This window comes from Adlercreutzia faecimuris, assembly GCF_022669055.1.
In the GTDB taxonomy this organism is placed as follows: domain Bacteria; phylum Actinomycetota; class Coriobacteriia; order Coriobacteriales; family Eggerthellaceae; genus Enterorhabdus; species Enterorhabdus faecimuris.
In genome coordinates this window covers 314,447-340,693 of sequence record NZ_JAJMLW010000002.1, presented here as the reverse complement: position 1 = coordinate 340,693, position 26,247 = coordinate 314,447, and the positions used below count along the sequence as shown (strand labels likewise).

General features: G+C 70.9%; 25 protein-coding genes. 23 read left to right on the top strand and 2 right to left on the bottom strand.

Annotated elements, in window-relative coordinates; all coding sequences use genetic code 11:
• Positions 1-3: 3 nt before the first annotated feature.
• From LPT13_RS06635 to LPT13_RS06595, 9 genes are all read left to right on the top strand, one after another.
• Positions 4-345, top strand: coding sequence for an oxidoreductase (locus LPT13_RS06635; RefSeq protein ID WP_242164844.1), 342 nt, complete (start codon positions 4-6; stop codon positions 343-345).
• 67 nt (positions 346-412) lie between these two features.
• Complete coding sequence (locus LPT13_RS06630) at positions 413-940, top strand: hypothetical protein (protein WP_242164842.1); 528 nt, start codon at positions 413-415, stop codon at positions 938-940.
• Between the two features lie 5 nt (positions 941-945).
• Positions 946-1,140 carry a hypothetical protein gene (locus LPT13_RS06625; protein WP_242164840.1) on the top strand — a complete coding sequence of 65 codons (195 nt, stop codon included), beginning with the start codon at positions 946-948 and terminating at the stop codon, positions 1,138-1,140.
• 153 nt (positions 1,141-1,293) lie between these two features.
• A complete protein-coding gene (serA, locus tag LPT13_RS06620) occupies positions 1,294-2,874 on the top strand; it encodes a phosphoglycerate dehydrogenase (protein WP_242164838.1) in 1,581 nt (526 codons plus the stop codon).
• Positions 2,875-2,963: 89 nt separating this feature from the next.
• Complete coding sequence (locus LPT13_RS06615) at positions 2,964-4,484, top strand: 2-isopropylmalate synthase (RefSeq protein WP_242164835.1); 1,521 nt, start codon at positions 2,964-2,966, stop codon at positions 4,482-4,484.
• Between the two features lie 14 nt (positions 4,485-4,498).
• Complete coding sequence (locus LPT13_RS06610; RefSeq protein WP_242164833.1) at positions 4,499-5,758, top strand: dicarboxylate/amino acid:cation symporter; 1,260 nt, start codon at positions 4,499-4,501, stop codon at positions 5,756-5,758.
• Positions 5,759-5,850: 92 nt separating this feature from the next.
• A complete protein-coding gene (locus tag LPT13_RS06605) occupies positions 5,851-6,429 on the top strand; it encodes a helix-turn-helix domain-containing protein (RefSeq protein ID WP_242164832.1) in 579 nt (192 codons plus the stop codon).
• 12 nt (positions 6,430-6,441) lie between these two features.
• On the top strand, positions 6,442-8,127 hold the full coding sequence (locus LPT13_RS06600) for an AMP-binding protein (RefSeq protein ID WP_242164830.1): 1,686 nt from the start codon (positions 6,442-6,444) through the stop codon (positions 8,125-8,127).
• Between the two features lie 228 nt (positions 8,128-8,355).
• Complete coding sequence (locus LPT13_RS06595) at positions 8,356-9,036, top strand: phosphoribosylaminoimidazolesuccinocarboxamide synthase (protein WP_242164828.1); 681 nt, start codon at positions 8,356-8,358, stop codon at positions 9,034-9,036.
• 83 nt (positions 9,037-9,119) lie between these two features.
• Here the strand turns inward: LPT13_RS06595 and LPT13_RS06590 are convergent, their stop codons facing one another.
• On the bottom strand, positions 9,120-10,058 hold the full coding sequence (locus LPT13_RS06590; protein WP_242164825.1) for a VIT1/CCC1 transporter family protein: 939 nt from the start codon (positions 10,056-10,058) through the stop codon (positions 9,120-9,122).
• A gap of 368 nt (positions 10,059-10,426) precedes the next feature.
• On the opposite strand from LPT13_RS06590, the gene LPT13_RS06585 reads away from it, so the two are divergent.
• The 12 genes from LPT13_RS06585 to rnhA all read left to right on the top strand — a co-directional run bounded on the left by LPT13_RS06585 (position 10,427) and on the right by rnhA (position 23,742).
• On the top strand, positions 10,427-10,897 hold the full coding sequence (locus LPT13_RS06585) for a ribosome maturation factor RimP (RefSeq protein ID WP_242164824.1): 471 nt from the start codon (positions 10,427-10,429) through the stop codon (positions 10,895-10,897).
• Between the two features lie 16 nt (positions 10,898-10,913).
• On the top strand, positions 10,914-12,122 hold the full coding sequence (nusA, locus tag LPT13_RS06580; protein WP_242164822.1) for a transcription termination factor NusA: 1,209 nt from the start codon (positions 10,914-10,916) through the stop codon (positions 12,120-12,122).
• Positions 12,123-12,143: 21 nt separating this feature from the next.
• Positions 12,144-12,434, top strand: coding sequence for an RNase P modulator RnpM (gene rnpM / locus LPT13_RS06575; protein ID WP_242164820.1), 291 nt, complete (start codon positions 12,144-12,146; stop codon positions 12,432-12,434).
• Positions 12,435-12,451: 17 nt separating this feature from the next.
• Positions 12,452-15,184 (top strand): translation initiation factor IF-2, encoded by a 2,733-nt coding sequence (gene infB, locus LPT13_RS06570; RefSeq protein WP_242164818.1) that lies wholly within the window; start codon positions 12,452-12,454, stop codon positions 15,182-15,184.
• 99 nt (positions 15,185-15,283) lie between these two features.
• Positions 15,284-15,667, top strand: a complete 384-nt coding sequence (rbfA, locus tag LPT13_RS06565; RefSeq protein WP_242164816.1) for a 30S ribosome-binding factor RbfA — start codon at positions 15,284-15,286, stop codon at positions 15,665-15,667.
• A 3-nt stretch (positions 15,668-15,670) separates the two neighbouring features.
• On the top strand, positions 15,671-16,672 hold the full coding sequence (locus LPT13_RS06560; protein WP_242164814.1) for a DHH family phosphoesterase: 1,002 nt from the start codon (positions 15,671-15,673) through the stop codon (positions 16,670-16,672).
• Positions 16,669-17,682, top strand: a complete 1,014-nt coding sequence (truB, locus tag LPT13_RS06555; RefSeq protein ID WP_242164812.1) for a tRNA pseudouridine(55) synthase TruB — start codon at positions 16,669-16,671, stop codon at positions 17,680-17,682. The genes LPT13_RS06560 and truB overlap by 4 nt, the downstream gene beginning before the upstream one ends.
• Positions 17,666-18,592: a riboflavin biosynthesis protein RibF gene (gene ribF, locus LPT13_RS06550; RefSeq protein ID WP_347264053.1), complete on the top strand. Its 927-nt coding sequence runs from the start codon at positions 17,666-17,668 to the stop codon at positions 18,590-18,592. Before truB ends, ribF begins: the two co-directional genes overlap by 17 nt.
• Before the next feature lie 217 nt (positions 18,593-18,809).
• Positions 18,810-20,930, top strand: a complete 2,121-nt coding sequence (locus tag LPT13_RS06545; protein ID WP_242164809.1) for a sodium-translocating pyrophosphatase — start codon at positions 18,810-18,812, stop codon at positions 20,928-20,930.
• A gap of 271 nt (positions 20,931-21,201) precedes the next feature.
• Positions 21,202-21,492, top strand: a complete 291-nt coding sequence (tatA, locus tag LPT13_RS06540) for a twin-arginine translocase TatA/TatE family subunit (protein ID WP_242164807.1) — start codon at positions 21,202-21,204, stop codon at positions 21,490-21,492.
• A 197-nt stretch (positions 21,493-21,689) separates the two neighbouring features.
• Entirely contained in the window at positions 21,690-23,177 is a 1,488-nt protein-coding gene (locus LPT13_RS06535) for a helix-turn-helix transcriptional regulator (protein ID WP_242164805.1), read from the top strand.
• 73 nt (positions 23,178-23,250) lie between these two features.
• Positions 23,251-23,742, top strand: a complete 492-nt coding sequence (gene rnhA / locus LPT13_RS06530; protein WP_242164803.1) for a ribonuclease HI — start codon at positions 23,251-23,253, stop codon at positions 23,740-23,742.
• 27 nt (positions 23,743-23,769) lie between these two features.
• Here rnhA and LPT13_RS06525 read toward each other — a convergent pair whose 3' ends face one another.
• The gene (locus tag LPT13_RS06525; RefSeq protein ID WP_242164801.1) at positions 23,770-25,002 is read right to left on the bottom strand and encodes a deoxyguanosinetriphosphate triphosphohydrolase family protein; all 1,233 of its coding nucleotides are present in this window, start codon (positions 25,000-25,002) and stop codon (positions 23,770-23,772) included.
• A 127-nt stretch (positions 25,003-25,129) separates the two neighbouring features.
• Here LPT13_RS06525 and LPT13_RS06520 point away from each other — a divergent pair, with 127 nt between their 5' ends.
• Positions 25,130-25,834 (top strand): hypothetical protein, encoded by a 705-nt coding sequence (locus LPT13_RS06520; protein WP_242164799.1) that lies wholly within the window; start codon positions 25,130-25,132, stop codon positions 25,832-25,834.
• Complete coding sequence (locus LPT13_RS06515) at positions 25,824-26,018, top strand: preprotein translocase subunit SecE (RefSeq protein ID WP_242164797.1); 195 nt, start codon at positions 25,824-25,826, stop codon at positions 26,016-26,018. The genes LPT13_RS06520 and LPT13_RS06515 overlap by 11 nt, the downstream gene beginning before the upstream one ends.
• The last annotated feature ends 229 nt before the right edge of the window (positions 26,019-26,247 follow it).

Here is a 26,247-nt window from a genome sequence, read left to right as displayed (position 1 = left end):
GCCATGGCCAAGTACGGACTCCTGATTGACGCGCAGTGGTGCTCGGGCTGCCACAGCTGCGAGATAGCCTGCCAGATGGAGCACGGCTACCCCGTGGGGCAGACCGGCGTGAAGGTGGTCAAGATCGGCCCCTGGGTGATCGGCGACGAGGCCGAGGAGAACTGGCAGTTCTCCTACCTGCCCATCCCCACCAAGCAGTGCGACACCTGCGCGATGCGCCGGGGCCTGGGCAAGGTGCCCACCTGCGTGCAGCACTGCCAGTCCCGCTGCATCGAGTTCGGCCCCGTGGCCGAGCTGTCCGCCAAGATGGACGACAAGCAGCAGACCCTGTTCGTGGTCGGCTAGCCGCCGACCGCCCGACGCAGGCCCCCGGGCGCCGTGCCCGGGGGCCGCAAGCGAGGAGCGTGGTTCCATGCACTCTAAGAAGTACTACCTCATCTACGGGCTGTTCTTCTCCCTCTTCGTCGCCGCCGTCCTGTGCGTGTGCCTGACCCTCATGCAGGGCATGCCCCACATCGACCCGGTGTTCTACCTGATGAGCTTCGGGGTGGCCTTCGTCGCCTCCTTCGTGGTGACGGCCGTCGTCCCGCTCGCCCGCGTCTCGGCCGCGGCTGCCGCCTACTACGACGCCCGGCCCGGCACCGTTGCCTTCCGGCTCATCCAGAACGTGTTCTTCAGCACGCTCATCATGCTCTTCCTCGGCATCGTCATGACCGCCTTCATGACCGGCGTGGGCGAGACCGAGGCGCTCTCCGCCATGACTGGCCAGATGATGGCCGTGAACCTGCTCGACCGCTTCGCGGCGCTGTGCCTCCAGTTCTGGCCGACCATCGTCATCGTGGCGTTCCTGTGCGACCCGGCCGCCGGCGGCCTGGCCAAGGCCGTCACCGGCGAGAAGGACCCCGCGCCCGTCGCCGACGGGGCGCCCCAGGGGGCCTAGGCGCCGTGGCGGAGAGGGACGAGCGCGCGCGGGCGCAGAAGCTCGCGGCCGTGTCCGCCGAGGACGTGGCCGCCACGGTGGACGCCGTCACCGGCGCCACGTGGAAGACGCGCAACGCCATCATGCGCGACCTGTTCCAGTCCGACCTGGCCGCGCGCGGCGACGAGATGCCCGCCTTCCGGCCGGCCGGCTCGTCCTGACCGGCCGTGGCCCCAGGCGGGCCGCGCGCCCCGGAGCAGGGCCCGCCCCGCGCGCGCGGGGCGGGCCCTGCGCTATCATGCTCACCGACGGGGCGGCCGCCGCGCGCGGCCGCCCGCCTTTGCAAGCGCTACCGAGGAAGGGGAGCACGCGCCATGACGCAGAAGAGGGTGCTGGTCACGGAGAAGATCGCCGAGGAGGGCCTGGAGATCCTGCGGCGCAAGGGCTACGCGGTGGACGTGCGCCTCGACATGGCGCCCGAGGAGCTGGCGGCCGCCATCGCCCCCTACGACGCGCTCATCGTGCGGTCCCAGACCCAGGTGACGCCGGAGCTCCTGGACGCGGCGGCCAACCTCAAGATCATCGGGCGGGCCGGCGTGACCATCGACAACATCGACGTGGAGGCCGCCTCCGAGCGCGGCGTCATCGTCTGCAACGCCCCCACCTCCAACATCGTGTCGGCCGCCGAGCACACCATGGCGCTGCTGCTGGCCTGCGCCCGGCGCATCCCCCAGGCCGACGCCTCCATGCACGCCGGGTCCTGGGAGCGCGCCGCCTTCACCGGCACCGAGCTCTACCAGAAGACCCTCGCCATCTTCGGCCTGGGCCGCATCGGCGGCCTGGTGGCCGAGCGCGCCCGCGGGTTCGGGATGCGCCTGGTGGGCCACGACCCCTACTGCAGCCCCGAGCGCGCCGCGGCCCTGGGGGTGGAGCTGTTCGAGTCGGTGGGCGACATCCTGCCCATCGCCGACTTCATCACCGTGCACCTGCCCAAGACCTCCGAGACCATCGGGATGTTCGGCCCCTCCGAGCTGGCCGCCATGAAGGACGGCGTCGTGCTGGTGAACTGCGCCCGCGGCGGCATCTTCGACGTGGACGCCGTGGCCGACTTCGTGGCCGCCGGCAAGGTGGACGCGGTGGGCCTGGACGTCTACGAGGAGGAGCCCTGCCACGACAGCCCCCTCCACGAGTTCGACAACGCCCTGCTCACGCCCCACATCGCCGCCGTGACCCGCGAGGCCCAGGTGCGCGCGGGCACCCAGATCGCCGAGTACGTGTGGGAGGGCCTCGAGGGCTCCATCGTCCCCACCGCCATCAACGCCGCCCCGCTGCCGCCCGAGGTCATGGACGCGGTGGGCCCCTACGTGCCCGCCTGCCAGATGGCCGGCCGCGTCATCGGGCAGATCCTCGGGTCCACCCCCAAGGTGCTGCGCCTGGAGGCCATGGGCGCCGTGGCCGACGCCGACCCGGCCATCCTGCTCGCCGGCGCCCTCGACGGGCTTCTGGCCTACCGCCGCATCGGCGCGGTGTCGGCCGCCAACGCGCTGGCCGTGGCCGACCGCCACGGCATCCGGGTGGAGTGCGAGGCCGTGCCCGAGGCGGGGGAGTACGCCTCGGCCGTGCGCGTGACCGCCGACGGGGTGGAGGTGGGCGTCACCCTCTACGGCGCCAACCAGGCCGCCCGCGTCGTGTCGCTCCTCGGCTACAAGATCGACATCGCCCCGGCCAAGCAGACCCTGCTCTTCGAGTACGTGGACGCGCCCGGCCGCATCGGCGCCATCGGCACCATCCTGGGCGAGGCCGGCGTCAACATCACCACCATGCAGATCGGCGACAAGCCCGCCGAGCAGTGCGCGCTCGTCTTCATGAACGTCGAGGGCGAGGTGCCCGACGAGGTGCTCGGCCGCCTGCGCGAGGCCATCGACCTGAAGAACCTGTGGTACATCACGCTGTAGAAACCACCCCTTAACATACGGGGGCTATCCTGGCCCGATCGGCCGGAGCCCCGGCCGGACGGGCGAGCAAGCAAGGAGAGGAAGGCCCCATGACCCGCAAGATCCACATCTTCGACACCACGCTGCGCGACGGCGAGCAGTCGCCCGGCGCCTCCATGAACACCGAGGAGAAGCTCGTCATCGCCCGCGAGCTCCTGCGCCTGAACGTGGACGTGATCGAGGCGGGCTTCCCCATCTCGAGCCCCGGCGACTTCGAGAGCGTGCGCCGCATCGCCGAGCTGGCCGGCGACGACGCGGTGGTCTGCGCCCTCACCCGCGCCATCGCGCGCGACATCGACGTGGCCGCCGACGCCCTGCGCTACGCCAGGCGCCCCCGCATCCACACCGGCATCGGCGTGAGCCCCTCGCATCTGGCCGACAAGCTGCGCATCACCGAGGACGAGTGCGTCGAGCGCGCCGTGGCCGCCGTGCGCCACGCCAAGGGCTACGTCGACGACGTGCAGTTCTACGCCGAGGACGCCGGCCGCTCCGACTACGCCTTCCTCGCCCGCGTCATCCAGGCCGTCGTCGACGCCGGCGCCACGGTGGTCAACATCCCCGACACCACGGGCTACTCGCTGCCCGAGGAGTTCGGCGAGCGCATCGCCTACCTCATGGCGCACGTCCGCGGCATCGAGGACGTCACCGTGTCGGTCCACTGCCACAACGACCTGGGCATGGCCACGGCGCTCGCGCTGGCCGGCGTGCGCGCCGGCGCCACCCAGGTGGAGTGCACCATCAACGGCCTGGGCGAGCGGGCGGGCAACACCGCCATGGAGGAGGTCGTCATGGGCGTGCGGATGCACGGCGACGAGCTCGACGCCCACACCGACGTCAACGCCCGCGAGTTCACCAAGGCGAGCCGGCTCGTCAGCTCCATCACCGGCATGGGCGTCCAGGCCAACAAGGCCATCGTGGGCGCCAACGCCTTCGCGCACTCCTCCGGCATCCACCAGGACGGCGTGCTCAAGAAGCGCGACACCTACGAGATCATCGACCCGGCCGACGTGGGCGCCGGCACGAGCCAGATCGTGCTGACGGCCCGCAGCGGGCACGCGGCGCTGCGCCACCGCCTGGAGGAGCTCGGCTACGCCTTCGAGGGCGAGGAGCTCGACCAGGTCTACGAGGCCTTCCTCAACCTGGCCGACAAGAAGAAGGAGGTCTACGACGAGGACCTCGAGAGCCTGGTCAACGAGCGCGGCCGCGAGGAGGACGCCCTCTACACGCTCCGCGGCGTGCAGGTGAGCTGCGGGTTCCCGCTCAAGCCCACGGCCACCCTCACCCTGGCCGACCCCGAGGGGGTGGAGGTGACCGTCTGCGAGCACGGCACCGGCCCCATCGACGCCGTCTACAAGGCGGTCGACCGCATCGTCAAGATGCCCAACGACCTGACGGAGTTCACGGTGAGCTCGGTCACGCGCGGCATCGACGCGCTCGGCGAGGTGACGGTGCGCGTGAAGGCGGCCGGCGGCGAGGTCTACACCGGCCGCGGCGCCGACGCCGACATCATCGTGTCGTCGACCAAGGCCTACCTCAACGCCCTGAACCGCCTGCTGGCGGGCAAGCGCTAGGGGAGCCGCGCCCCATGGCCGAGAGCACCGCCGCGCCCCGGCGCTGGTACCGCCGCCTGTCGCTCACCACCTGGATATTCATCGCGCTCGTCCTGGGCATCCTGGCCGGTCTCGGCCTCCAGGGCGCGCCCGAGGTGGCCGAGACCTACGTCAAGCCCCTCGGCACCATCTTCCTCAACCTCATCAAGATGATCGTGGTGCCGCTCGTGCTGTTCTCCATCATCGCCGGGGTGGTGTCGCTCCAGGACGTGCGCAAGGTGGGGGCCATCGGCGGCAAGACCATCCTGCTCTACCTGGCCACCACCGCCTGCGCGGTGACCCTCGGCCTCGTCTTCGCCAACGTGATGAACGTGGGCGCCGGCTACTCGCTCGACTCCGGCGAGCTGGCCTACGAGGCCCAGGCCGCGCCCTCCCTCATCGACACCATCGTGGGCATCTTCCCCTCCAACTTCTTCCAGCCCATGGCCGACGCCACCATGCTCCAGGTCATCGTCATCGCGGTGGTCTTCGGGTTCGGCATCATCGCGGCCGGCCCCAAGGCGCGCGTCGTCGTGGACTTCGTCGAGGCGATGTCGGAGGTGTGCATCCAGATCATGCGCGGCATCCTGCTGGTGGCGCCCATCGGGGTGTTCGGGCTCATCGCGCCGGTCATCGCCGCCAACGGCCCCGACGTGCTGCTGCCGCTGGCGTGGCTGGTGGCGGTGGCCTACGTGGCCATGGCCTGCCAGATCACCGTCGTCTACTCGGCGCTCGTCAAGGCCCTGGCGCGCCGAAGCCCGCTCGGCTTCCTCAGAGGCGAGCTGCCCGTCATCGGCTTCGCCTTCGCGTCGGCGTCCTCGGTGGGCTCGCTGCCGCTCAACATGGAATGCGCCGAGAAGATGGGCGTGTCCAAGGAGGTGTACTCCTTCGTGCTGCCGCTCGGCGCCACCATCAACATGGACGGCACGGCCATCTACCAGGGCGTGTGTGCCATCTTCATCGCCCAGGTGTTCGGCGTCGAGCTCACGCTCGGCCAGCAGCTCACCGTGGTGCTGACGAGCGTGCTCGCCTCCATCGGCACCGCCGGCGTGCCCGGGTCGGGCATGATCATGCTCGCCATGGTGCTCCAGTCGGTGGGGCTGCCGGTCGAGGGCGTGGCGCTCGTGGCCGGCGTCGACCGCATCCTCGACATGGCGCGCACCACGGTCAACGTCACCGGCGACGCCGCCGTGGCCCAGTGCGTCGACGCCCTGCAGCGCCGCGCCGCCGCCCGGCGGGCGCGCAGGGCGGCCTGAGGCCCGGCCGGGCCGCCCCCCGATCTCGCCTTCCCGCCTCCTCCTTTTCCGCTATCATTTCCGAATACGCTTTTTCACGGAGGAGGTATCCCATGGCAGAAGACAACAAGCTGGGACGCAAGATCACCACGCTGCGCACGGCGCACCACCTCTCGGCCCAGGATCTGGCCGACCGCTGCCAGTGCGACGTGGAGGTCATCGAGAAGCTCGAGGCCGGCGAGGTGCCGCCCTCGCTCGCGCCGCTCATCAAGATCACCCGCGCCCTCGGCGTGCGCCTGGGCACCCTCATGGACGACGACGAGGCCTTCGGGCCGGCCTACATCGACGGCGAGCAGATGGCCGAGGTCGAGCGCGTCAAGGCCCTCCAGACCGCCAGCGACGCCGGCGACCTGAGCTACTTCAGCCTGGCGGCCGGGCGCCCCTCGCGCCACATGGACCCCTTCGTCATCACCGTCACGCCCTCCGGCGAGACCACCCACAAGCTCGACAGCCACGAGGGCGAGGAGTGGCTCTACGGCATGGAGGGCTGCATCGAGATCGAGTACGGCAACGAGGTGTTCGTGCTGCACCCGGGCGAGAGCATCTACTACGACTCCATCGTCCCGCACCAGGTGCGCGCCCACGACGGGCAGAACGCCAAGTTCCTGGCCTGCGTGTACACGCCGTTCTAGGGGGAGGGCGGAATGACCGACGAGAACCGCGTGCCCGTCCCGGGCGACCAGGACTACCCCCTGCACTCCGAGCTCACCATCGGGGCCTACCTCAAGCAGCAGGTGGCCGTAGACCCCGACCACGAGTTCGTCGTCTACCCCGACCGCGACCTGCGCTGGACCTACCGCGACTTCGACGAGCGCACCGACGCCCTGGCCAAGGGGCTGCTGTCCATCGGCATGAAGCCGGGCGACCACCTGGGCGTGTGGGCGCGCAACATCCCCGACTGGCTCACCTTCATGTACGCCACCGCCAAGGCGGGCATCGTCATGGTCACGGTGAACCCCATCTACAAGAGCCACGAGATCGACTACGTGCTCAAGCAGTCGGACATGAAGGCGCTCTGCATCATCGACGCCTACCGCGACGTCGACTACCTGCAGATCATCCGCGACCTGGTGCCCGAGTCCCTCGAGTGCCAGCGCGGGTTCCTCCGCTCCGAGGAGTACCCCTGCCTCGAGAACCTCATCTACATGGGGCCCGAGAAGCACCGCGGCTTCTACAGCGTGCCCGAGCTCATCCTGCTCGGCCAGCACCGCCCCGACTCCGACCTGGAGTGGGCCACCCGCCAGTTCGACAACAACGACGTGGTGATGATGCAGTACACGTCCGGCACGACGGGCTTCCCCAAGGGCGTCATGCTCACCCACCGCAACATCCTGAACAACGGCTTCTACATCGGCGAGGGGCAGAAGCTCGGGCCCGACGACCGCGTGTGCCTGCCGGTGCCGTTCTTCCACTGCTTCGGCTGCGTGCTCGGCGTCATGGCCAACCTCACGCACCGCTCCACCATGATCATCGTGGAGGACTTCGACGCGGGGCTCGTGCTCCAGGCGCTCCACAAGGAGAAGGCGACCGCCGTCTACGGCGTGCCCACCATGTTCATCGCCGAGCTCAACCACCCCGACTTCGACAGCTTCGACCTGTCGCACATGCGCACGGGCATCATGGCCGGCAGCCCCTGCCCGCCCGAGACCATGCGCGAGGTCATGGACCGCATGAACATGACCGACGTCACCATCTGCTACGGGCTCACCGAGACGAGCCCCGTGTTCACCCAGACCTCGGCCGACGACGACATCGAGCACAAGTGCGAGACGGTGGGCCGCGCCCACCCGCCCGTGGACGTGCGCGTCATCGACCCGGCCGACGGCCACATCTGCGGGGTGGGGGAGCCCGGCGAGCTGTGCTGCAAGGGCTACAACGTCATGAAGGGCTACTACAAGATGCCCGAGGCCACGGCCGAGGCCATCGACGCCGACGGCTACCTGCACTCCGGCGATCTGGGCATGGTGGACGAGGACGGCTACTACCGCGTCACCGGCCGCATCAAGGACATGATCATCCGCGGCGGCGAGAACATCTACCCGCTCGAGGTCGAGAACTTCCTGCTCACCATGCCCGGCGTGCTCGACGCCCAGGTGGTGGGCATCCCGGACGAGAAGTACGGCGAGATCGTGGGCGCCTTCATCCGCACGCGCCCCGGCTACGAGGACATGACCGAGGACGACGTGCGCGAGTGGGCCATCCCGCGCATCGCGCGCTACAAGGTGCCCAAGCGCGTCTTCTTCGTGGACGACTTCCCCATGACGCCCTCCATGAAGGTGCAGAAGTTCAAGCTCCGCGAGATGGCCGCCGAGCTCGCGGGCGTGAGGTAGGAGACCCCCGCCCTCACGTCTGTTCTTCCAGGGGGTGGCGCCTTCCCTCCCTCTCGCTCACCCCCTCCCCCGCGGGGAGGGGGCTGGGGGGTGGGGGCCACTGTTAACAAGCCGTAAAAATTCCGCTTCGGGGGCATTAGGCGTTGTGCGGGGGTTTTCGCGCGCGGTACACTAGCACGGTTGAACCCCGGTCCGCCGATGCGGCCCGCGAGCCCGAAAGGATTGAAGATGGAACCTGTGTACTCCGGTAAGACCAAGGACGTGTTCGCCCTCGAGAACGGCAACTACCTGCTGAAGTTCAAGGACGACTGCACGGGCAAGGACGGCGTGTTCGATCCGGGCGAGAACTCCGTGGGGCTGACCATCGAGGGCGTCGGCGACGTGAACCTGCGCATGTCCATCTACTTCTTCGAGAAGATCAACGCCGCGGGCATCCGCACCCACTACGTGTCCGCCGACCTCGACGACACCACCATGGAGGTGCTGCCGGCCAAGGTGTTCGGCGACGGCCTCGAGGTCATCTGCCGCCACAAGGCCGTGGGCTCGTTCTACCGCCGCTACGGCCAGTACATCGAGGAGGGCGCCGACCTGCCCGCCTATGTCGAGACCACCTTCAAGAACGATGAGCTGGGCGACCCGCTGGTCACCAAGGACGGCCTGATCGTGCTGGGCATCATGACCGGCGAGCAGTACGACGCGCTGAAGGACATGACCCAGAAGATCACCCAGATCGTCGCCGACGACCTGGCGGAGAAGGGCCTCGTCCTCTACGACATCAAGTTCGAGTTCGGCTACGACTCCGACGGCGAGGTCATCCTCATCGACGAGATCGCCTCGGGCAACATGCGCGTCTACAAGGACGGGGAGTACATTGACCCGATGACGCTCTCGAAGCTGTTCTTCGCCTAGGATCCCGGGCATGAGGGGCGCGCGACGGCGCGCCCGCCGAAGGAGGGGGCGCCGCGCAGGCCGCGGCGCCCCCTCCGCGTTTCCTACACGTCCACGCCCAGGACGATCTTGCAGAACAGACCGAGGAAGAACGACAGCGCCGCCACGCCGAGCGATATGGCGCACATCTGGGCGAAGCGCTTCCTGAAGGGGAGGTCCTGGGCCACCGAGGTGTAGAAGTTGAACGCCGCCAGGATGAGCACCACCACGGCCAGCATGATGGCCATGGCAGCGAGGTACATCCCGTCGGGCAGCACGAGGTAGGGGATGAGCAGCAGCACCACGGTGAGCGCGTAGGCGCCGCCGGTGTAGGCGCAGGCGCGCTTGGCGTCGGGGCGCCCGTCGCTCTTGGCGGCCAGGTACTCGCTCGCCGCCATCGACAGCGTCGCCGCGATGCCGGTGATGAGGCCCGACAGCGCGATGAGGCGCGTGTTCTGCATGGCGAGCGTGAGGCCGGCGAGCGTGCCGGTTATCTCCACCACCGCGTCGTTCATGCCGAGCACCATGGCGCCCACGTAGGACAGCAGCCGCTCGTCGAGCATCCCCATGAGCTCGCGGCCGCGCCGCTCCTCGTCGGCCTCGACGCGGGCCACCTCGGGCACGCGGGCCGCGAGCGCCCGGGCCCCGCGGCGCAGCTCGCGCTTCTGGCGGTCCATCAGCTTCACGGCGAAGGTGAAGCCGAGCACGCGGGCGAGCCGCGCGTAGCGGCGCGCCCGGCCCATCGCGGGGCTCGGCTCGGCGCCGGTGTAGGGCGTCCACACGGCGGCGTCGGCGTCCTTCTCGTCGGCGATGCGCTCGAGGGTGGCGCGGTTGGCGTCGTCGGCGACGCGCCCGGCCATGAGCCGGTAGGCCGCCGCCTCGGTGGCGACGGAGGCCTGGTAGGCCGCGATGGCGGCCCGCTCCCCCTCGTCGAGGGACGCCGGGTCGACCGTCGGGGCGGGCTTCGTCGGAGTGGTGCTCGCATTGTCGTTTCGGGAGGTCATGGCCATCTCCTCGTCTCGTCTGTCGAGATCCCTGACCTCATCATAGGCGCCGCCCCGCCGCCCCGCCGCCCCCGTACCGAGCCGTCACCGAGGCTGCGCCCAGCTGTAGGAAGCACCGCGCGGGGCCGTCGTCGCGTCGGGGGGGGGCGCCGTGCATCCGCGGCGGGCCGTCCCCTCCCGGCGATTTCTCGCGAATATCAGGCCGTCCCCCTAGCCATTCGCCGAATAATGTGGTATAAATGCTCGCACTGAGCGCTTTCGGCGCCGAACAACTTTCGCTTTTACCGGAGAAAGTGGGCCTGTCCCGCTTTCTTTTGTTGTTAGGCCCGATCGCGCGCGGCAGGAAGACGACACGGCAAGGAGGACCGGTGCTCACGGCCACGGAGGCAAAGCTGCTCGACGCGCTCGAGCCCCGCGCCGCCCAGGAGGGCGTCGAGATAGTCACGGTGGAGGTGGCCGGCGCCCGGAAGGCGCCCACCATCCGCGTCTACGTCGACCATCCCGACGGCGTGAGCTTCGACGTGCTGTCGAGCTCGCAGGCGTGGATCAACGACATCATGGACGAGATCGACCCGTTCCCCGGCGCCTACACCCTGGAGGTGTCCTCGCCCGGCATCGACCGCCCGCTGCGCACCGCCGAGCACTTCGCGCGGTTCGCCGGCGAGCAGGCCGCCGTCAAGACGGCGGCCCCGGTCGGGGGCCGCTCGTCGTGGACCGGCGAGCTGGCCGGCATGGAGGGCGGCGACGTCATCCTGCTGGTCGACGGCGAGCGCGTGGCGCTGCCGCTGGAAGGCATCAAGCGTGCCCACGTCAAGGGCACGATCGACTTCGGCTCTTAGGAAAGGAAGCGAAGACGTGGCAACATCCGAACTGATCGAGGCCTTGCAGGCCCTCGCCCACGAGCGCAAGATCGACGAGTTCTACCTGATCGAGCGCCTGGAGCAGTCCCTGGCCAAGAGCTATGAGCGCATCTTGGACCTGGAGTGGGACGCCCGGGTGACCATCGACCGCCAGACGGGCAAGATCTACGTCTACGAGCTGGTGCCCGTCGGCGAGCCCGACGAGGAGACCGGCGAGTACGCCGAGTTCGAGGAGCGCGACGTGACCCCGGCCGACGTGAGCCGCATCGCGGCCCAGAACGCCAAGGGCGTCATCGCGTCGATCGTGCGCGAGGCCGGCCGCCAGTCCATCTACGAGGAGTTCGCGGGCCGCGTGGGCGACCTGGTCACCGGCACCGTGCTCCAGGGTACCCCGGACTTCACCATCATCAAGATTCGCGACGGCGTGGAGGCCGAGCTGCCCCACTACGACGTGAAGCGCTCCGCCGGCGAGCGCAACGAGCGCCCCGCGGGCGAGCACTACCGCCACAACCAGCGCCTCAAGGTGCTCATCATCGACGTGCGCGACCCCTCCTCCGACGCGCCCCGCGCCCGCGGCGAGCAGGCGCGCCCGCCCATCGTGGTGTCGCGCACCCACCCCGACCTCATCCGCCGGCTCTTCGAGATCGAGGTGCCCGAGATCTACGACGGCATGGTGGAGATCAAGTCCATCGCCCGCGAGCCCGGCGCCCGCTCGAAGGTGGCCGTCGCGTCGCGCGAGGACAACCTCGACCCGGTGGGCGCCTGCGTCGGCCCCAAGGGCAGCCGCGTGCGCATGGTCGTCGAGGAGCTGCGCAACGAGCGCGTCGACGTCATCCAGTGGAACGACGACCCGGCCGCCTACGTGGCCAACGCGCTGTCGCCGGCCAAGGTGTCCCACGTCTCCATCGACGAGGACAACCACTACGCCACCGTCGTGGTGCCCGACGACCAGCTGTCGCTGGCCATCGGCAAGGAGGGCCAGAACGCGCGCCTGGCCGCGCGCCTGACCGGCTGGCACATCGACATCAAGTCCGCGAGCTTCGCGGGCGAGCCGATGGCATCCGAGAACATCCTCATCGACGAGGACGAGCCCGCCGAGGACGAGACGTGCGCCTACGTGGCCGAGGACGGCACCCGCTGCCGCAACCACGCCCGCGAGGGGAGCCGCTACTGCGGCGTGCACGCCGACCTCGACGAGTCGTAGGAAGATGAGCGAGGTACGTCGGTGGCCCAGCAGCAAGACAGGAAGCGCCAGCGCCGCTGCATAGCATGCGGCCAGCAGGAGACGAAGGCCGCGCTGCGCCGGTTCGCGCGCGCCGCGGACGGGACCGTCTCCTTCGACCCCTCGGGGCGCGCCCCCGGGCGCGGCGCCTACGTCTGCTCCGACGAGTGCTTCCAGGCCGCCCGCAGGGGCCGCAAGTTGGAGCGCGCGCTGAGGGTCAAGCTGACCGACGAGGACTATGACCGACTGGCGGGCGAGATGGCCCGCGCCACCGACGAGACGCCGAGCGTCTGAGATACGAGGAGTGATACATGGGCAGCATGCGCGTACATGAGTTGGCCAAGGAGTTCGAGATGACCAGCAAGGAGCTTCTCGACCGACTCCACGAGATGAAGATCCCCGCGAAGTCCCACGCGAGCATGCTCGCCGACGCCTACGTGGAGAAGATCCGCAAGAACCTCGAGCCCGAGATCAAGGCCCGCGCCGGCCAGCTCGAGGACGAGGAGGCCGCCGCGCTCGCCGCCGAGCAGGCCGAGGAGGCCCGCCGCAAGGCCGAGGAGGAGGCCGCCCGCCGCGCCGCCGTGGAGAAGGAGCTCGCCGAGCGCGAGGCCGCCCGCGCCCGCCGCGCCGAGGAGTCCCACGACGCCGAGGGCGGCTCCGAGCGCCCGCAGCCCAAGAAGGCGCCGGCGCCGTCGGCCTTCGAGAGCCTCGAGCGCCAGATCGAGTCCGAGAAGGAGCGCGTCGAGCGCGAGAAGGCCGAGGCCCGCGCCCGCGCCCGCGCCGAGAAGGCGGCCGCCGAGGTGGCCAAGAAGCAGGCCGTCGAGCGCGCCCTGCGCGAGAGCCACTCCCGCAAGGGCGGCGAGAAGGCCAAGGCCGCGCCCCGGCCGGCGCCGGTGCTCGGGGCCAAGAAGGCCTCCTTCGACTCGCTGCTGTCCCAGATCGAGGCCGAGAAGCAGCGCATCGAGGCCCAGCAGGCGGCCGCGCCCGCCGGCCGCGGCGCCAAGAAGGACGCCGCCCGCGGCAAGAAGGGCAAGAAGGGCGCCGTGCAGATCGTGCCGGAGCTCGAGGCCCAGGCCGCGGCCGCGGGCGAGGACCGCTACGCCCAGATGGCCGTCCAGGCCGAGAAGCTCCAGCGCGACAAGGTGCTCGCCGAGGCCCGCGCCGCCGTGGCCGCCGCGTCGAGCGGCGAGGGCGAGGGCCGGCGCAAGAAGCGCAAGGAGAAGCGCGAGGCCGAGGCCCGCGAGCGCGCCGAGATCGAGGCCATCGAGCGCGGGCTCGACCCGACGCTGGTGCTCGACGACTCGGTGGTGGAGATCCCCCAGGGCGCCACGGTGGCCAAGTTCGCCGAGCTTCTGGGCGTGCAGCCCAACGACGTCATCAAGCGCCTGTTCATGCTGGGCCAGGTGCTCACGCTGACCCAGTCCATGGCCGACGACATGATCGAGCTCATCGCCGACGACATGGGCCGCAAGGTGCGCGTGGTGTCGCCCGAGGAGGAGTACGCCGTGGTGTACAACGACTCTGAGGGCGACCTCAAGCCGCGTCCGCCGGTGGTCACCGTCATGGGCCACGTCGACCACGGCAAGACGTCGCTGCTCGACGCCATCCGCCACACCGGCGTGGTGGCCGGCGAGGCCGGCGGCATCACCCAGCACATCGGCGCGTCGGTGGTCGACATCGATGGCCGCCAGATCACCTTCATCGACACCCCGGGCCACGAGGCGTTCACCGCCATGCGTGCCCGCGGCGCCCAGGTGACCGACGTCATCGTGCTCGTGGTGGCCGCCGACGACGGCGTCATGCCGCAGACCATCGAGGCCATCAACCACGCCAAGGCCGCCGACGTGCCCATCGTCGTGGCCGTCAACAAGATCGACAAGCCCGGCGCCAACCCCGACCGCGTGCGCCAGGAGCTCACCGAGTACCAGGTCATCCCCGAGGAGTGGGGCGGCTCCAACATGTTCGTCGAGGTGTCGGCCAAGCAGAAGCTGCACATCGACGACCTGCTCGAGACCATCCTGCTCCAGGCCGACGTGCTCGAGCTCAAGGCCAACCCCGACGCCGACGCCTCCGGCTTCGTCATCGAGGCCAACCTCGACAAGGGCCGCGGCCCCGTGGCCACGGTGCTCGTCCAGCGCGGCACCCTGCGCACCGGCGACGTCGTGGTGGCGGGCACCTCCTACGGCCGCGTCCGCGCGCTCGTGAACCCGCTCGGCGCCCACGTCGACGAGGCGCGCCCCGCCGACCCGGTGGAGATCCTCGGCCTCAACTCGGTGCCCACCGCCGGCGACGAGTTCCGCGTGTTCGAGGACGAGCGCGACGCCCGCAAGCTGGCCGAGGAGCGCGCGCTGCGCGCCCGCCTGGCCGAGCAGGAGACCAAGAGCCACATGAGCCTGGACGACCTGTTCAACCGCATCGAGGCCGGCAAGCAGACCGACCTCAACCTCATCGTCAAGGCCGACGTCCAGGGCTCCATCGAGGCCCTGCGCGACGCCTTCGGCAAGATGGACCAGTCCGAGGTGCGCATCAACATCGTGCACTCGGCCGTGGGCGGCATCACCGAGACCGACGTCACCCTGGCCGCGGCCTCCGACGCCATCATCATCGGCTTCAACGTGCGCCCGACGGGCAAGTCGCGCGCCCAGGCCGAGAAGGAGAAGGTGGACATCCGCCTGTATCGCGTCATCTACCAGGCCATCGAGGACATCAACGCCGCGCGCGTGGGCCTGCTCTCGCCCGACATCATCGAGGAGGACACCGGCATCGCCGAGGTCCGCGAGACCTTCAAGGTGCCGAAGGTGGGCACCATCGCCGGCTGCTACATCACCGAGGGCGAGATCAACCGCGACGACAAGGTGCGCATCGTCCGCGACGGCACGGTCATCTTCGAGGGCTCCATGGCCAGCCTGCGCCGCTTCAAGGACGACGTGAAGTCCGTGAAGCAGGGCTACGAGTGCGGCATCGGCATCGAGAAGTTCCAGGACCTCAAGGTGGGCGACACCATCGAGGGCTACCAGGTCAAGGAGGTCGAGCGCACCGAGTAATCGCCTCGTTGACGTTTCGGCTCACATTCGGGCGCCGCTCCGGGAGGGGCGGCGCCCGCGCCTATACTTGACGCATCGTCTAGAGGAAGGAGCTTCCCCATGAAGCAGGGAACGTCCAACCGCAAGGTCAACGAGCAGGCCCGCGAGGTCATCGCGTCCATCCTGCTGTTCGAGGTGTCCGACCCGCGCCTGCACATGGTCACCGTCACCGGCTGCGAGGTGAGCTACGACCGCAGCGCCTGCAACGTCTACTACACCTGCGAGCCCGAGCGCTACCCCGAGGTGGAGGCGGCCTTCGAGCAGGCCCGCGGCCACATCCGCACCCTCATGGCCAAGAAGCTGTCGTGGCGCGTGGCGCCCGAGCTGCGCTTCTACCGCGACAGCTCGGTGGACGCCGCCGAGGCGGTGGGCAAGTACATCGCCGAGGAGAAGGCGCGCCGCGCGGTGGCCGATAAGACCATCGGAGAAGGCGAGGAGTTCTAGCCCGTGACCGTCACGCCCCAGACCAACACCACCCTCGAGGGCATCGCCGAGGCCCTGATGGGCTGCTCCTCGGTGGCCATCTGCGGCCACGTGAGCCCCGACGGCGACTGCCTCGGGTCCCAGCTCGCCCTGGCGGGCGCCCTGCGCAAGCTCGGCAAGCGCGTCTTCTGCCTGCTGGCGGCCGACGAGCCCGTCGAGCGCACGCTCGCCTTCCTGCCCGGCGCCGACACGCTCATGCCCGCGGCGGGCTTCGGCGACTACGTCGAGTGCTTCGTGGCCGTCGACGTGCCCACGCCCGAGCGCCTCGGCGCGGCCGACGCCGTGCGCCGCGCCGCCCCCCTCACCGTGACGGTGGACCACCACGCGGTGCCCCACGCCATGAGCCGGCTCAGCTACACAGACCCCGACGCGGCCGCCACGGCCGTGCTCGTGTGGCGGCTGGCGGTCCACCTCGGCGTCGACCGCGACGCGGCCATCGCCACCTGCGCCTATGCCGGCCTCATGACCGACACGGGGCGCTTCCAGTACCAGAACGCCGACGCGGCGGCCTTCGCGGCGGCCGCGGAGATGGTGGCCGCCGGCGCCGACCCGGGCCGGGTGGCGCGCGAGGTGTACCAGAACCGCAGCGCGGCCTCGGTGCGCCTGGAGGCCGCGGCCATCGACCATATGGAGCTTGTGGCCGACGGGGCGGGGGCCGTAAGCTGGCTCTCCCTCGACGACTTCGCCGCGGCCGGGGCGGTGCGCGCCGACGCCGAGCCGCTCATCGACGTGCTGCGCTCGATCGCGGGGGTGCGCGTGGCCTGCATGCTGCGCGAGCAGGACGGGCAGGTGCGCGGCAGCCTGCGCGCCAAGGACGGCACCGACGTGGCCGCGCTCGCCCGCGAGCTGGGCGGGGGAGGCCACGTCGCCGCGGCCGGGTTCACCCTGGACGCGCCCCTGGACGACGCCGTGGCGCTCCTGCGCGGGCGCGTGGCCGCGCTCGCGGCGGCGGGGGAGGGCGCATGAGGCGCGGCGAGTTGGGGCTGTCGCTGGTCGTGGCCGTCGACAAGCCCTCGGGCATGACCTCCCACGACGTGGTGAACCGCTGCCGGCGCGTCTTCGGCGAGCGGCGCGTGGGCCATGCCGGCACGCTCGACCCCCTCGCCTCGGGGGTGCTCGCCGTGTGCGTGGGGCCCGCCACGCGCCTGGACGCCTACCTGGCCGGCGACGACAAGCGCTACGAGGTGCGCGTCGCCTTCGGCGCCGCCACCGACACCGACGACGCCGACGGCGCGGTGACGCGCACCGCCCCGGTGCCCGACGAGCTGGCCGACCCCTTCTTCGCCTCGGTCTTCACCGCCTCGCTCGTGGGGCGCCACCGCCAGCTGCCCCCGGTGTACTCCGCCATCAAGGTGGACGGCCGCAAGGCGTGCGACGAGGCGCGCAAGGGGCGCATCATCAGCCTTGAGCCGCGCGACATCGAGGTCTACGGCGCCCAGCTGCTCGCCGTGAACGGCGCCGACGGGTCCGAGCCGGTGTCGTGGGACATCGCCTTCCACGTGTCGAAGGGCACCTACGTCCGCTCGCTCGCCCGCGACATCGGCGCGGCCCTGGACTGCCCGGCCCACGTGGGCGCCCTGCGCCGCACGGCCGCCGGGCGCATCGGGCTCGACGAGTGCGTGACGCTCGAGGTGCTCGAGGACATCGGCGTCCGCGCGGCGCTCGACCCGGTGCGCCTGCTCGGCCTGCGCTTCGCCTACGCCGAGGGGGAGGCCGCGCGCCTGCTGGCCAACGGCAACCCCATCCCCGCCGAGGCGCTGCGCCTCTGCGAGCGGCGCAGCTGCGGGCCGGACGCCGAGCTGTGCGCCTGCACGGCCGGGGTGCGCGAGAGCTGCGAGCCGCCGCGCGGCGGCGAGCTGGTGTCGCTGGTCGCCGGCAACCGCCTGGCGGCCGTCTACGAATACGAGCAGGACCGCGGGCGCTACCGGCCGCGGTGCGTCTTCTCGACGGGGGTCATCCGTGGCGCGGATATTTAGGAAGGGATCAGGCGAGGAGGCCAAGGCGGCGCTGGCCGGGGCGTGCTGCGCCTTCGGCGTGTTCGACGGCGTGCACCAGGGGCACCGCTACATCATCGGCGCGGCCGCCGACGCGGCGCGGGCGCGCGGGGGGCGCTCGGCCGTCATCACCTTCGACGTGGATCCCGACGAGCTGTTCCGCCCGGGCGCGCTCCGCAAGCTCATGGCCAACGAGGACCGCATCGCGGCCCTGGCGGCACTGCCGGTGGACGCCGTGGTGGTGCTGCCCTTCACGCCCGAGTTCGCCGCGCTCGAGCCCACCGCGTTCCTCGACCGCTTCCTCGGGCCGGCCGTGCCGGCCGAGCTGCACGTGGGGGCCGACTTCCGCTTCGGCGCGCGCGGGGCGGGCACGGTGGCCGACCTGGAGGCGTGGGGCGCGCCCCGCGGCATGGCCGTGGCGGGCCACGACCTTCTGGCCGACGACGGCGCGCCCGTGACGGCCACGCGCATCCGCGGGCTTCTGTCCGAGGGACGCGTCGAGGAGGCCGCGGCGCTGCTCGGCCGGCCCTACGCGGTGTCCGGCACGGTGGAGCCGGGCCGTGGCGAGGGGCGCGGCTTCGGCATCCGCACGGCCAACCTGTCCGTGCCCGACGGCCTGCGCGCCGTCGGCGACGGCGTCTACGCGTGCTGGGCCACCGTGGGCGGGCGGCGCTACAGGGCCGCCGTCAACGTCGGCGTGGCCGCCACCTTCGCCGACGCCGCCACCGCCACCGTCGAGGCCCACCTGCTCGACTTCGACCAGGACATCTACGGCCAGGACGTCACCGTCGAGTTCGTGGAGTGGCTGCGCCCCATGCGCGTGTTCGCCGACGCCGACGAGCTGGTGGCCACCATCACCGCCAATATCCAGCAGGTCCGCGACGACCTGTAGGCCAGGACGCGCCGCGCGCCCCTGCGCGGCGCCCTCCAGCCCCCGCCGCCCGGCGCCCCGGCGGCGCTTTGGGCCGGAAAAGGGGCGGATGCCCCTTCACAATTCCTCCAAGTCCCCTAAAATGGCGCAGTTGCGATTTTCCGGCCCCGAATGCCAGGCCCGAAGACCGCATCTGCGTACTCGAAGCGAAAGCTCATACCCCAAGGAGGAAAGGTCCGTGACTACACAAGTAGCCTGGCTCGCCCCCATCTGTGCCCTCGTCGGCATCCTGGTGGCAGCCTACCTCGGGAACTGGGTTCTCAGGCAGAACCCCGGTCCCGACAAGATGAACAGCATCTCCATCAAGATCCAGCAGGGCGCCAAGGCGTTCCTCATGAGCGAGTACAAGCTGCTCATCATCTTCATGGTCGTCGTGGCCATCGTGATGGCCGTCGCCCTGAGCCCCGTCACCGCGCTCGCCTTCGTCACCGGCGGCGTCATGTCCGCCGCGGCGGGCTACGTGGGCATGCACGTGGCCACCCGCGCCAACACCCGCACCGCCTACGCGGCCGAGGAGTCCGTGGCCAAGGCGCTCAACGTCAGCTTCAAGTCGGGCCTCACCATGGGCCTGTGCGTGGCGTCGTTCGCCCTCATGGGCCTGTCGCTGTGGCTCATCTTCCTCGTGTTCGGCGTGAACGTGCTCGATCCCGTGCTCATGCATGAGAACATCGGCATGGTCGAGGGCTTCGCCACCGGCGCGTCGGCCGTGGCCCTGTTCGCCCGCGTGGGCGGCGGCATCTACACCAAGGCCGCCGACGTGGGCGCCGACCTGGTGGGCAAGGTCGAGGCCGGCATCCCCGAGGACGACCCGCGCAACCCCGCAACCATCGCCGACAACGTGGGCGACAACGTGGGCGACGTGGCCGGCATGGGCGCCGACCTGTTCGAGTCCTACACCGGCTCCATCCTGGCCCCCACCATCCTCGCCGTCACCTTCGGCGCGCTGGGCGGCTACTTCGGCACCGGCGACTTCGTGTGGGCCATCGTGACCCCCGTGGTCATCGCGGCCTGTGGCATCATCACCTCCATCATCGGCCTGTTCGCCGTTCGCACCAAGGAGGGCGCCGACCTGCACAAGGCCCTCAACCGCGGCACCTACCTGGCCGCGGCCATCGAGATCGTCGTGATCTTCGCGCTGTTCTCCGTCTGGCAGTCCCAGTCCGTCGAGGCGCAGCCCATCTTCCTGTTCGGCTCCGTCATCTGCGGCCTGGTGGCGGGCCTTGCCATCGGCAAGATCACCGAGTACTTCTGCTCCGACCATCATAAGCCGGTCCACAAGATCGCCGAGGCCGCCGAGACCGGCGCCGCCACGGTCATCATCGAGGGCATCGGCACGGGCATGCTGTCCACCATCGCCCCCATCGTCCTGGTGGCGCTCGCCATCATCGGCGCGTTCACGTTCGGCAACATGGCATTCCCGAACGCCTCGCTCGAGGGTGGCATCGCCGTGGGCCTGTTCGGCGTCGGCCTGGCCGCCACCGGCATGCTCTCCAACACCGCCATCACCATCGGCGTCGACGCCTACGGCCCGGTCGCTGACAACGCCGGCGGCATCGCCGAGATGGCCGGCCTGCCCGAGGAGGTGCGTGACCGCACCGACGCGCTTGACGCCGTGGGCAACACCACCGCGGCCATCGCCAAGGGCTTCGCCATCGCGTCGGCGGGCCTGTCCGCCATCTCGCTGTTCGTGTCCTACCAGGCCACGATGCACCACGCCATCCCCGACTTCGAGCTGACGCTGACCGATCCGCTGATCGTGGCCGGCATCTTCATCGGCGCCATGATGCCGTTCATGTTCGCCGCCCTCACCATGGGCGCCGTGTCCCGCGCGGCCCACGCCATGGTGGAGGAGGTTCGCCGCCAGTTCCGCGAGATCAAGGGCATCATGGAGTACGAGGCCGAGCCCGAGTACGACAAGTGCGTGGCCATCTCCACGTCCTCGGCGCTCAAGGAGATGATGACCCCGGGCATCCTGGCCATCATCGTCCCCGTGGCCATCGGCTGCTTCAACCCGGCCATGCTCGGCGGCTTCCTCGCCGGCGCCGTGGCCACCGGCATGCTCATGGCCATCTTCATGTCCAACGCCGGCGGTGCGTGGGACAACGCCAAGAAGTACATCGAGCAGGGCCACTTCGGCGGTAAGGGCTCCGAGGCCCACAAGGCCGCCGTCGTGGGCGATACCGTGGGCGATCCGTTCAAGGACACCTCCGGCCCGTCCATGAACATCCTCATCAACCTGATGACCATCGTGGCGCTCACCTTCAGCCCGCTGTTCATCGTCATCCAGGCGATGCTGTAGGGCACGCGCTCCGACGGCCTCGAAGGGCGCCCCGGGCTCCGGCCCGGGGCGCCCTTTTTTAGTCCCCGAATGTATGTGACAGCTCTTGACCTGGTAAAACAGCGGATGTCATGGCTTTGCGTGACACCGCGGAAGGGGCCGTGCGCGGGAAAATCACGGCTTTGCGTGATAGCGCGGCGGCCGCGGGCGTGCCATGATGCCGCCTGTCGATAAGCATGGCGCCCGGCCCGACGGCCCGCGCCGCCCTCCCACGTAAGAAGGAGCAACACCCATGAAGATCCTTGGCCTTGGCGTTCCCGAGCTCGTCATCATCCTCGTCGTCGTCCTGCTCATCTTCGGGCCGAAGAACCTCCCCAAGCTCGGCAGCGCGCTGGGCAAGTCCGTCAAGAGCCTGCGCGACGGCATGGGCGCCGGCAAGGACGACGCCCCCGAGGCCGAGGTGGTCGAGGAGGTCGTGGAGGAGGCCCCGGCCAAGCCCGCCGCCAAGATCGCCGAGGGCGCCGCGGAGGCCCCCAAGAAGAAGCGCGTGGTGAAGAAGGTCGTCACCGTCGAGGAGGACTAGCCTTCCCGCCCGCCCCGCGCCGGGGCGGCCCGCTTCCGTAGAGATTCGCCGAAGGCGCCGCGCCCGCAGGGCCGGCGCCTTCGCGCGTCTGATACCATGGCCAGAGCCGGCGGGCACGGGCCCGCCGCGCCATGTGACGTGACGACGCGCCGCGCGGACCTGGTCCCGCGGCGCTTCTGCGGGAGGAGGGGATGGCCGTGGCGACGGCAGACGGGGAGCGCGTGCGCCAGGCGCGGGCGTCCATCCTGGGGTTCGCGTGCAATCAGGCCTTCCTCCTGGCCCTGCTCTACCTGGGCGTGCCCGGCGCCTCGGCGCCGGAGGCCCGCTGGGGCTCGCTTGTGGCGGTGCCCCTGTGCATGATCGCCGCCTTCCTCGCCCTCACGCGGCCCGCGCCGCGCCGCGCCCTGGCGCGGCTCACCTCGTCTTTGGTGGTGACGTGCGGGGTGCCGCTCGTCCTGTTCGCCTTGGGCGTCACCGTCCTGGGCGCCTTGGGCTCGCTGCCGGGCGCGGTCATCGCCGCGGCCCAGGGCGTGCTCGTGGGGGTGCCCGCGGCGCTGCTTCTGTGCGCGTGGGGTCGGGTGCTCGGCCGCGCGCCCATCGAGCAGTCGGTGCCCGAGGTGCTCATCGGCTCGGCGCTCGGCGCCGCCGTGTGCCTGGCCGCGGTCGCCGTGCCCGTGGAGGCGGCGCCGGCGGCCCTCTACCTGCTCCCGCTCGGCAGCGCCGGCGCCCTGCGCGCCCTGGGCGGCGCCGAGGAGGCCGGCGGCGGGGAGGGGGCCGCGCCCGCAACGGGCGAGGTGCGCCCGTCCGACGCCGCCGACGACGGGGACGCCGGGCGCCTCACAGGCCGCATCCTCGCCGGCACCGCCGTCTACGGCGTGGCCGCCGGCGCGGTGGAGGCGCTCGCCCTCGGCGGCGACGCGGCGGGCTCGCTCGCGCCCACCCTCTTCTTCTTCGTGCTCTACTGCCTGGCGGCGCTCCAGCTCTACGGCGAGCGCCCCCTGGCCGGCGTGCGGGCGGTCCTGCCCGTCGCGGGCGCGGCCGACGCCGGCCCGCTCGACGGCGCGTGGCGCCTGGCCGTCCTGCTCATGATGGGCGGCTTTCTGCTCGTGCCGCTGCTCGGCATCCCCGGCATCCCGGGGCAGGCCGTGGCGCTGGCGGGCTACCTGGGCGTGTTCGTGGCGCTCATCTCGCTGTTTTTGGTGATGGGGCGGCTCACCGGCCGCGACGCCGCGCTCTCCTTCGCCCGCGGGTTCTCGGCGCTGTTTGCCGGCGAGCTGGCGGGCCTGGGCGCGGGCCTGGCGCTCGGTGGGCTGCCGCTCGGCCGCGAGGCGCCCTTCGCCGTGGTGGCCCTGGCCGGCATCGCCGTGCTCTACGCCTACCTGTTCCTGTTCACCGACCGCGACCTGCGCGCGCTGTCGGTGGCGGTGGAGCGCACCGACCGGCTCGAGGAGGCCTGCCGGCGCATCGCGGCCGACGCGGGACTCTCCAAGCGCGAGGCGGAGCTTTTGCCGCTCGCCCTGCGCGGGCGCACGAGCGAGCGCATGGCCGCCGAGCTGTTCATATCGAAGAACACCGTCGACACCCACATGCGGCGCATCTACGCCAAGTGCGGGGTGCGCTCGCGCCAGGAGCTCATCGACCTGGGCGAGCGCGTCGAGCGCGAGCTGCCGCCCACCGCCCGCTGAGGCCGGGCCGCGCCTCGCCGACCGGGGCGGGCGCGCCGCCTCCCAGCCGACCTAATCGCCCGAAGGAGGGCCCATGGACGTGGACATCTACACCGACGGATCCGCCCGCGGCAACCCCGGCCCGGGGGGCTTCGGCGCCGTGCTGCGCTGCCGCCTGGCGAGCGGCGAGGTGCGCGAGCTGGAGCTCTCGGGCGGATTCGCGCGCACCACCAACAACCGCATGGAGCTCTTGGGCGCCATCACGGCCCTCGAGGCCCTCAAGCGCCCCTGCTCGGTGACGCTCTACTCCGACTCGCAGTACGTGGTGAACGCGTTCAACCAGCGCTGGGTGGACGGCTGGCTCAGGCGCGGGTGGAGAAACGCCAAGAAGGAGCCGGTGAAGAACGTCGATCTGTGGAAGCGGCTGCTCGCGGCCAAGGAGCCCCACGACGTGCGCTTCGTGTGGGTGAAGGGCCACGCCGGCCATCCCGAGAACGAGCGCTGCGACCAGCTGGCCACCGCCGCGGCCGACGACCCGTCGTGCCACGGGGTGGATGAGGGGTTCGAGCCCGAGGGCCTGCTCTAGCCGCCGGCGGCGGGCGGGCGCGCCGTCCTAGTCCAGGTCGAAGCAGTAGCCGCGCGGCGCCACCGCGCGCCCCGAGCGCGGGAACAGGTGGTCGTGCAGGGCTGTGAAGTAGCCGTCGGTCATCGACGCCAGGTAGTCGACCACCACCTGGTCGGGGCCCTCGGCCAGGTAGGCGGCCGCGTCGAGGTCGCGCGAGGTGGCGGTGAGGCGCGCGACGTGGTGCCGGAAGACCGGCGACGACTCGTCGCCGGCGCGCACGTCGTCGATGAGGCGCGCGTACATCTCGGCGAACATCTCCTCCACGACGTTCTCGGCCCCGTCGACCATGCCCTCCTTGAGGTAGATCTCCTCGTAGTTCTGGCGCTTGGCCCGCTTGAGGTCGGCGAAGGCCTCCTGCGACATCGCGATGCGGTCGGTGCCGTAGCTGTGGTTGACGATGTCGACGGTGAGGTTGTTGATGATGCGGGCGTTGTCCACGCCGATGTAGTCGCTCTCGAACACGTCGAGCGAGTCGAGCACCCCCATGGCCAGCGCGTCCTGGCGGTCCTTGCCCAGGTACGCGATCATGTCGCTCACCCGCACGACGCAGCCCTCCAGGGTGGAGGGGCGCAGGGTGCCGATCACCCGCTCGTCGGACGCGCAGGCCTCCACCAGCCCGTCGAGCTGGGCGAAGGTGGACACGTCCCCCACGCGCAGCTCCTGCTGGGCGAACTCGCCGTTGTGGCAGAGCACCCCGTCGAGGGTCTGGAGCGACACGTTGCGCCGGTACAGCGCGTCGAGCACGCGCACCGAGTGGACGTTGTGGTTGAACCACCGGCCCGTGCGCTCGTGGTAGCAGCGCGACAGGAACCGCTCGCCGGCGTGGCCGAAGGGGGTGTGGCCCACGTCGTGGCCGAGCGCGATGGCCTCGATGAGCTCGCCGTTGAGCCCGAGCAGCCCGCCGATGCCCCGCGCGATGCGGCTCACCAGCTGCACGTGCAGCCCGCGACGCGAGATGTCGTCGTTCTGGACGAACGAGAACACCTGGGTCTTGTCGGCGTAGCGGTTGTAGGCGGGGATGTTGAGGATCTTCTCGATGTCGCGCGCGAAGGCGGGCCGCGTGAGGGTGGCCTCGTCGTGGGGGTTGGCCTCGCGGCGCGCCACGTCCGCGTCGTCGAAGCGCAGGGGATGCGCGCGCCCGGCGGCGCGGTCGGCGCGGATGGCGGCCTCCACCTCGGGGTCGAGGGTCAGGTAGGGGACGGTCTGGCTGGTCTCGCTCACGGCATCTCGCTTTCGTCGGTCTGGTCTGCGCCTATTGTAACAATCGGCGTACTTTCCCCGATTCCCCCGGGCGCTGGGCTACTATTAGCTACGGAAAATTCAGAATCGCCGTCGGAAGGGGAGGGCCGTGACCGCCAACATGGTGATAGCCGCCATCGTCGTCATCGCCGCCGCGTGCGGGCTCGCCTTCGTGCGCCTCGGCGAGCTGGCGGGATGCGGCCGGCCCGCGCCGCGCGGGTCGCTGCGGGCGCCCCACGGCCGGCTCGTGCGCACTCGCTGCCTCGACGAGCCCGCCGCCCTGGGCTTCGGCGCGCGCCTCGGGCGCCTGGCCGTGCCCCTCGCCGGCGTGCTGCTGGCCTTCCTCGCCCTGGGGCTTGCGGGCGCCCTGCCGCTTTCCGGCGTGCTCGCGCCCACCTTGGAGCTCATCGTGGCCGTGGCGGTGGCCCTGGGGATGACCTACGCCGACGCGGGCCCCTGGCGCGCGCTCGGCTACGCGCTCGGCGGCTACCTCGCCCTGGGCGCCGCGGCGACGGCGGCGGGGATGGCCCTTATGCCCGGCGACACGGCCGGGGCGAACGCGCTGGCCATGATCGCGGGCACCGCCGGCGAGGCGCTCGCCGTGGCGTGGATGCCGCCCAAGAGCGCCTGGGCGCGCGAGTTCGAGGACGGGCACGTCAACGCCATCCGGGTGTCGGACCGCTCGGCGGCGGCCCGGGCCTACCGCGCCGCGGAGGACCGGTCCTGGCGCCCGCCGGCCGACCGCGTCCGCCACGCCCACGCCGTCGACGTGGTGCGCGACGTGAGGAAGGGGCGTGATCGCGATGGGGAATAGCCCCCGCTACCTGCGCTGGCTGGCGGCGCTCTGCGCCACCATGGGCGTCTTCGGCGTCCTCGTCCTAGCCATCGGCTACCAGGACCTCTCCATCGGCCGCGGCGCCACCATAGCGCTCCTGCTGGCCGCCGCCGTCGTCCTCTACGTCCTGGCCCGCCGCCTCGACTACCCCAAGAGGAAGTAGCGCGCCCGGCGGGCGCCGGGCAGGCGAGCGAGACGCGCAGGGCCGAAGGAGACGATCATGGTCGAATCCCGCGCCCCTTTCGGCAATCGTTTCGATTACGATCGAATCCTTCTGGATCGCCGACGCGCTTCCGTTACCCGTTTGTTGCGCTTCCGTCACATTTGCGGTTAAATTAGCGTTTAGGCACCAGGCTCCTCGGGGCTGGTGGAACGCATGCCCCGCCGCCGCG

Coding starts and splice junctions, on each gene's coding strand:
- LPT13_RS06635 (WP_242164844.1), top strand. CDS start 4: ATGGCCAAGTACGGACTCCTGATTGACGCGCAGTGGTGCTCGGGCTGC.
- LPT13_RS06630 (WP_242164842.1), top strand. CDS start 413: ATGCACTCTAAGAAGTACTACCTCATCTACGGGCTGTTCTTCTCCCTC.
- serA (WP_242164838.1), top strand. CDS start 1,294: ATGACGCAGAAGAGGGTGCTGGTCACGGAGAAGATCGCCGAGGAGGGC.
- LPT13_RS06615 (WP_242164835.1), top strand. CDS start 2,964: ATGACCCGCAAGATCCACATCTTCGACACCACGCTGCGCGACGGCGAG.
- LPT13_RS06610 (WP_242164833.1), top strand. CDS start 4,499: ATGGCCGAGAGCACCGCCGCGCCCCGGCGCTGGTACCGCCGCCTGTCG.
- LPT13_RS06605 (WP_242164832.1), top strand. CDS start 5,851: ATGGCAGAAGACAACAAGCTGGGACGCAAGATCACCACGCTGCGCACG.
- LPT13_RS06600 (WP_242164830.1), top strand. CDS start 6,442: ATGACCGACGAGAACCGCGTGCCCGTCCCGGGCGACCAGGACTACCCC.
- LPT13_RS06595 (WP_242164828.1), top strand. CDS start 8,356: ATGGAACCTGTGTACTCCGGTAAGACCAAGGACGTGTTCGCCCTCGAG.
- LPT13_RS06590 (WP_242164825.1), bottom strand. CDS start 10,058: ATGACCTCCCGAAACGACAATGCGAGCACCACTCCGACGAAGCCCGCC.
- infB (WP_242164818.1), top strand. CDS start 12,452: ATGGGCAGCATGCGCGTACATGAGTTGGCCAAGGAGTTCGAGATGACC.
- rbfA (WP_242164816.1), top strand. CDS start 15,284: ATGAAGCAGGGAACGTCCAACCGCAAGGTCAACGAGCAGGCCCGCGAG.
- truB (WP_242164812.1), top strand. CDS start 16,669: ATGAGGCGCGGCGAGTTGGGGCTGTCGCTGGTCGTGGCCGTCGACAAG.
- tatA (WP_242164807.1), top strand. CDS start 21,202: ATGAAGATCCTTGGCCTTGGCGTTCCCGAGCTCGTCATCATCCTCGTC.
- rnhA (WP_242164803.1), top strand. CDS start 23,251: ATGGACGTGGACATCTACACCGACGGATCCGCCCGCGGCAACCCCGGC.
- LPT13_RS06515 (WP_242164797.1), top strand. CDS start 25,824: ATGGGGAATAGCCCCCGCTACCTGCGCTGGCTGGCGGCGCTCTGCGCC.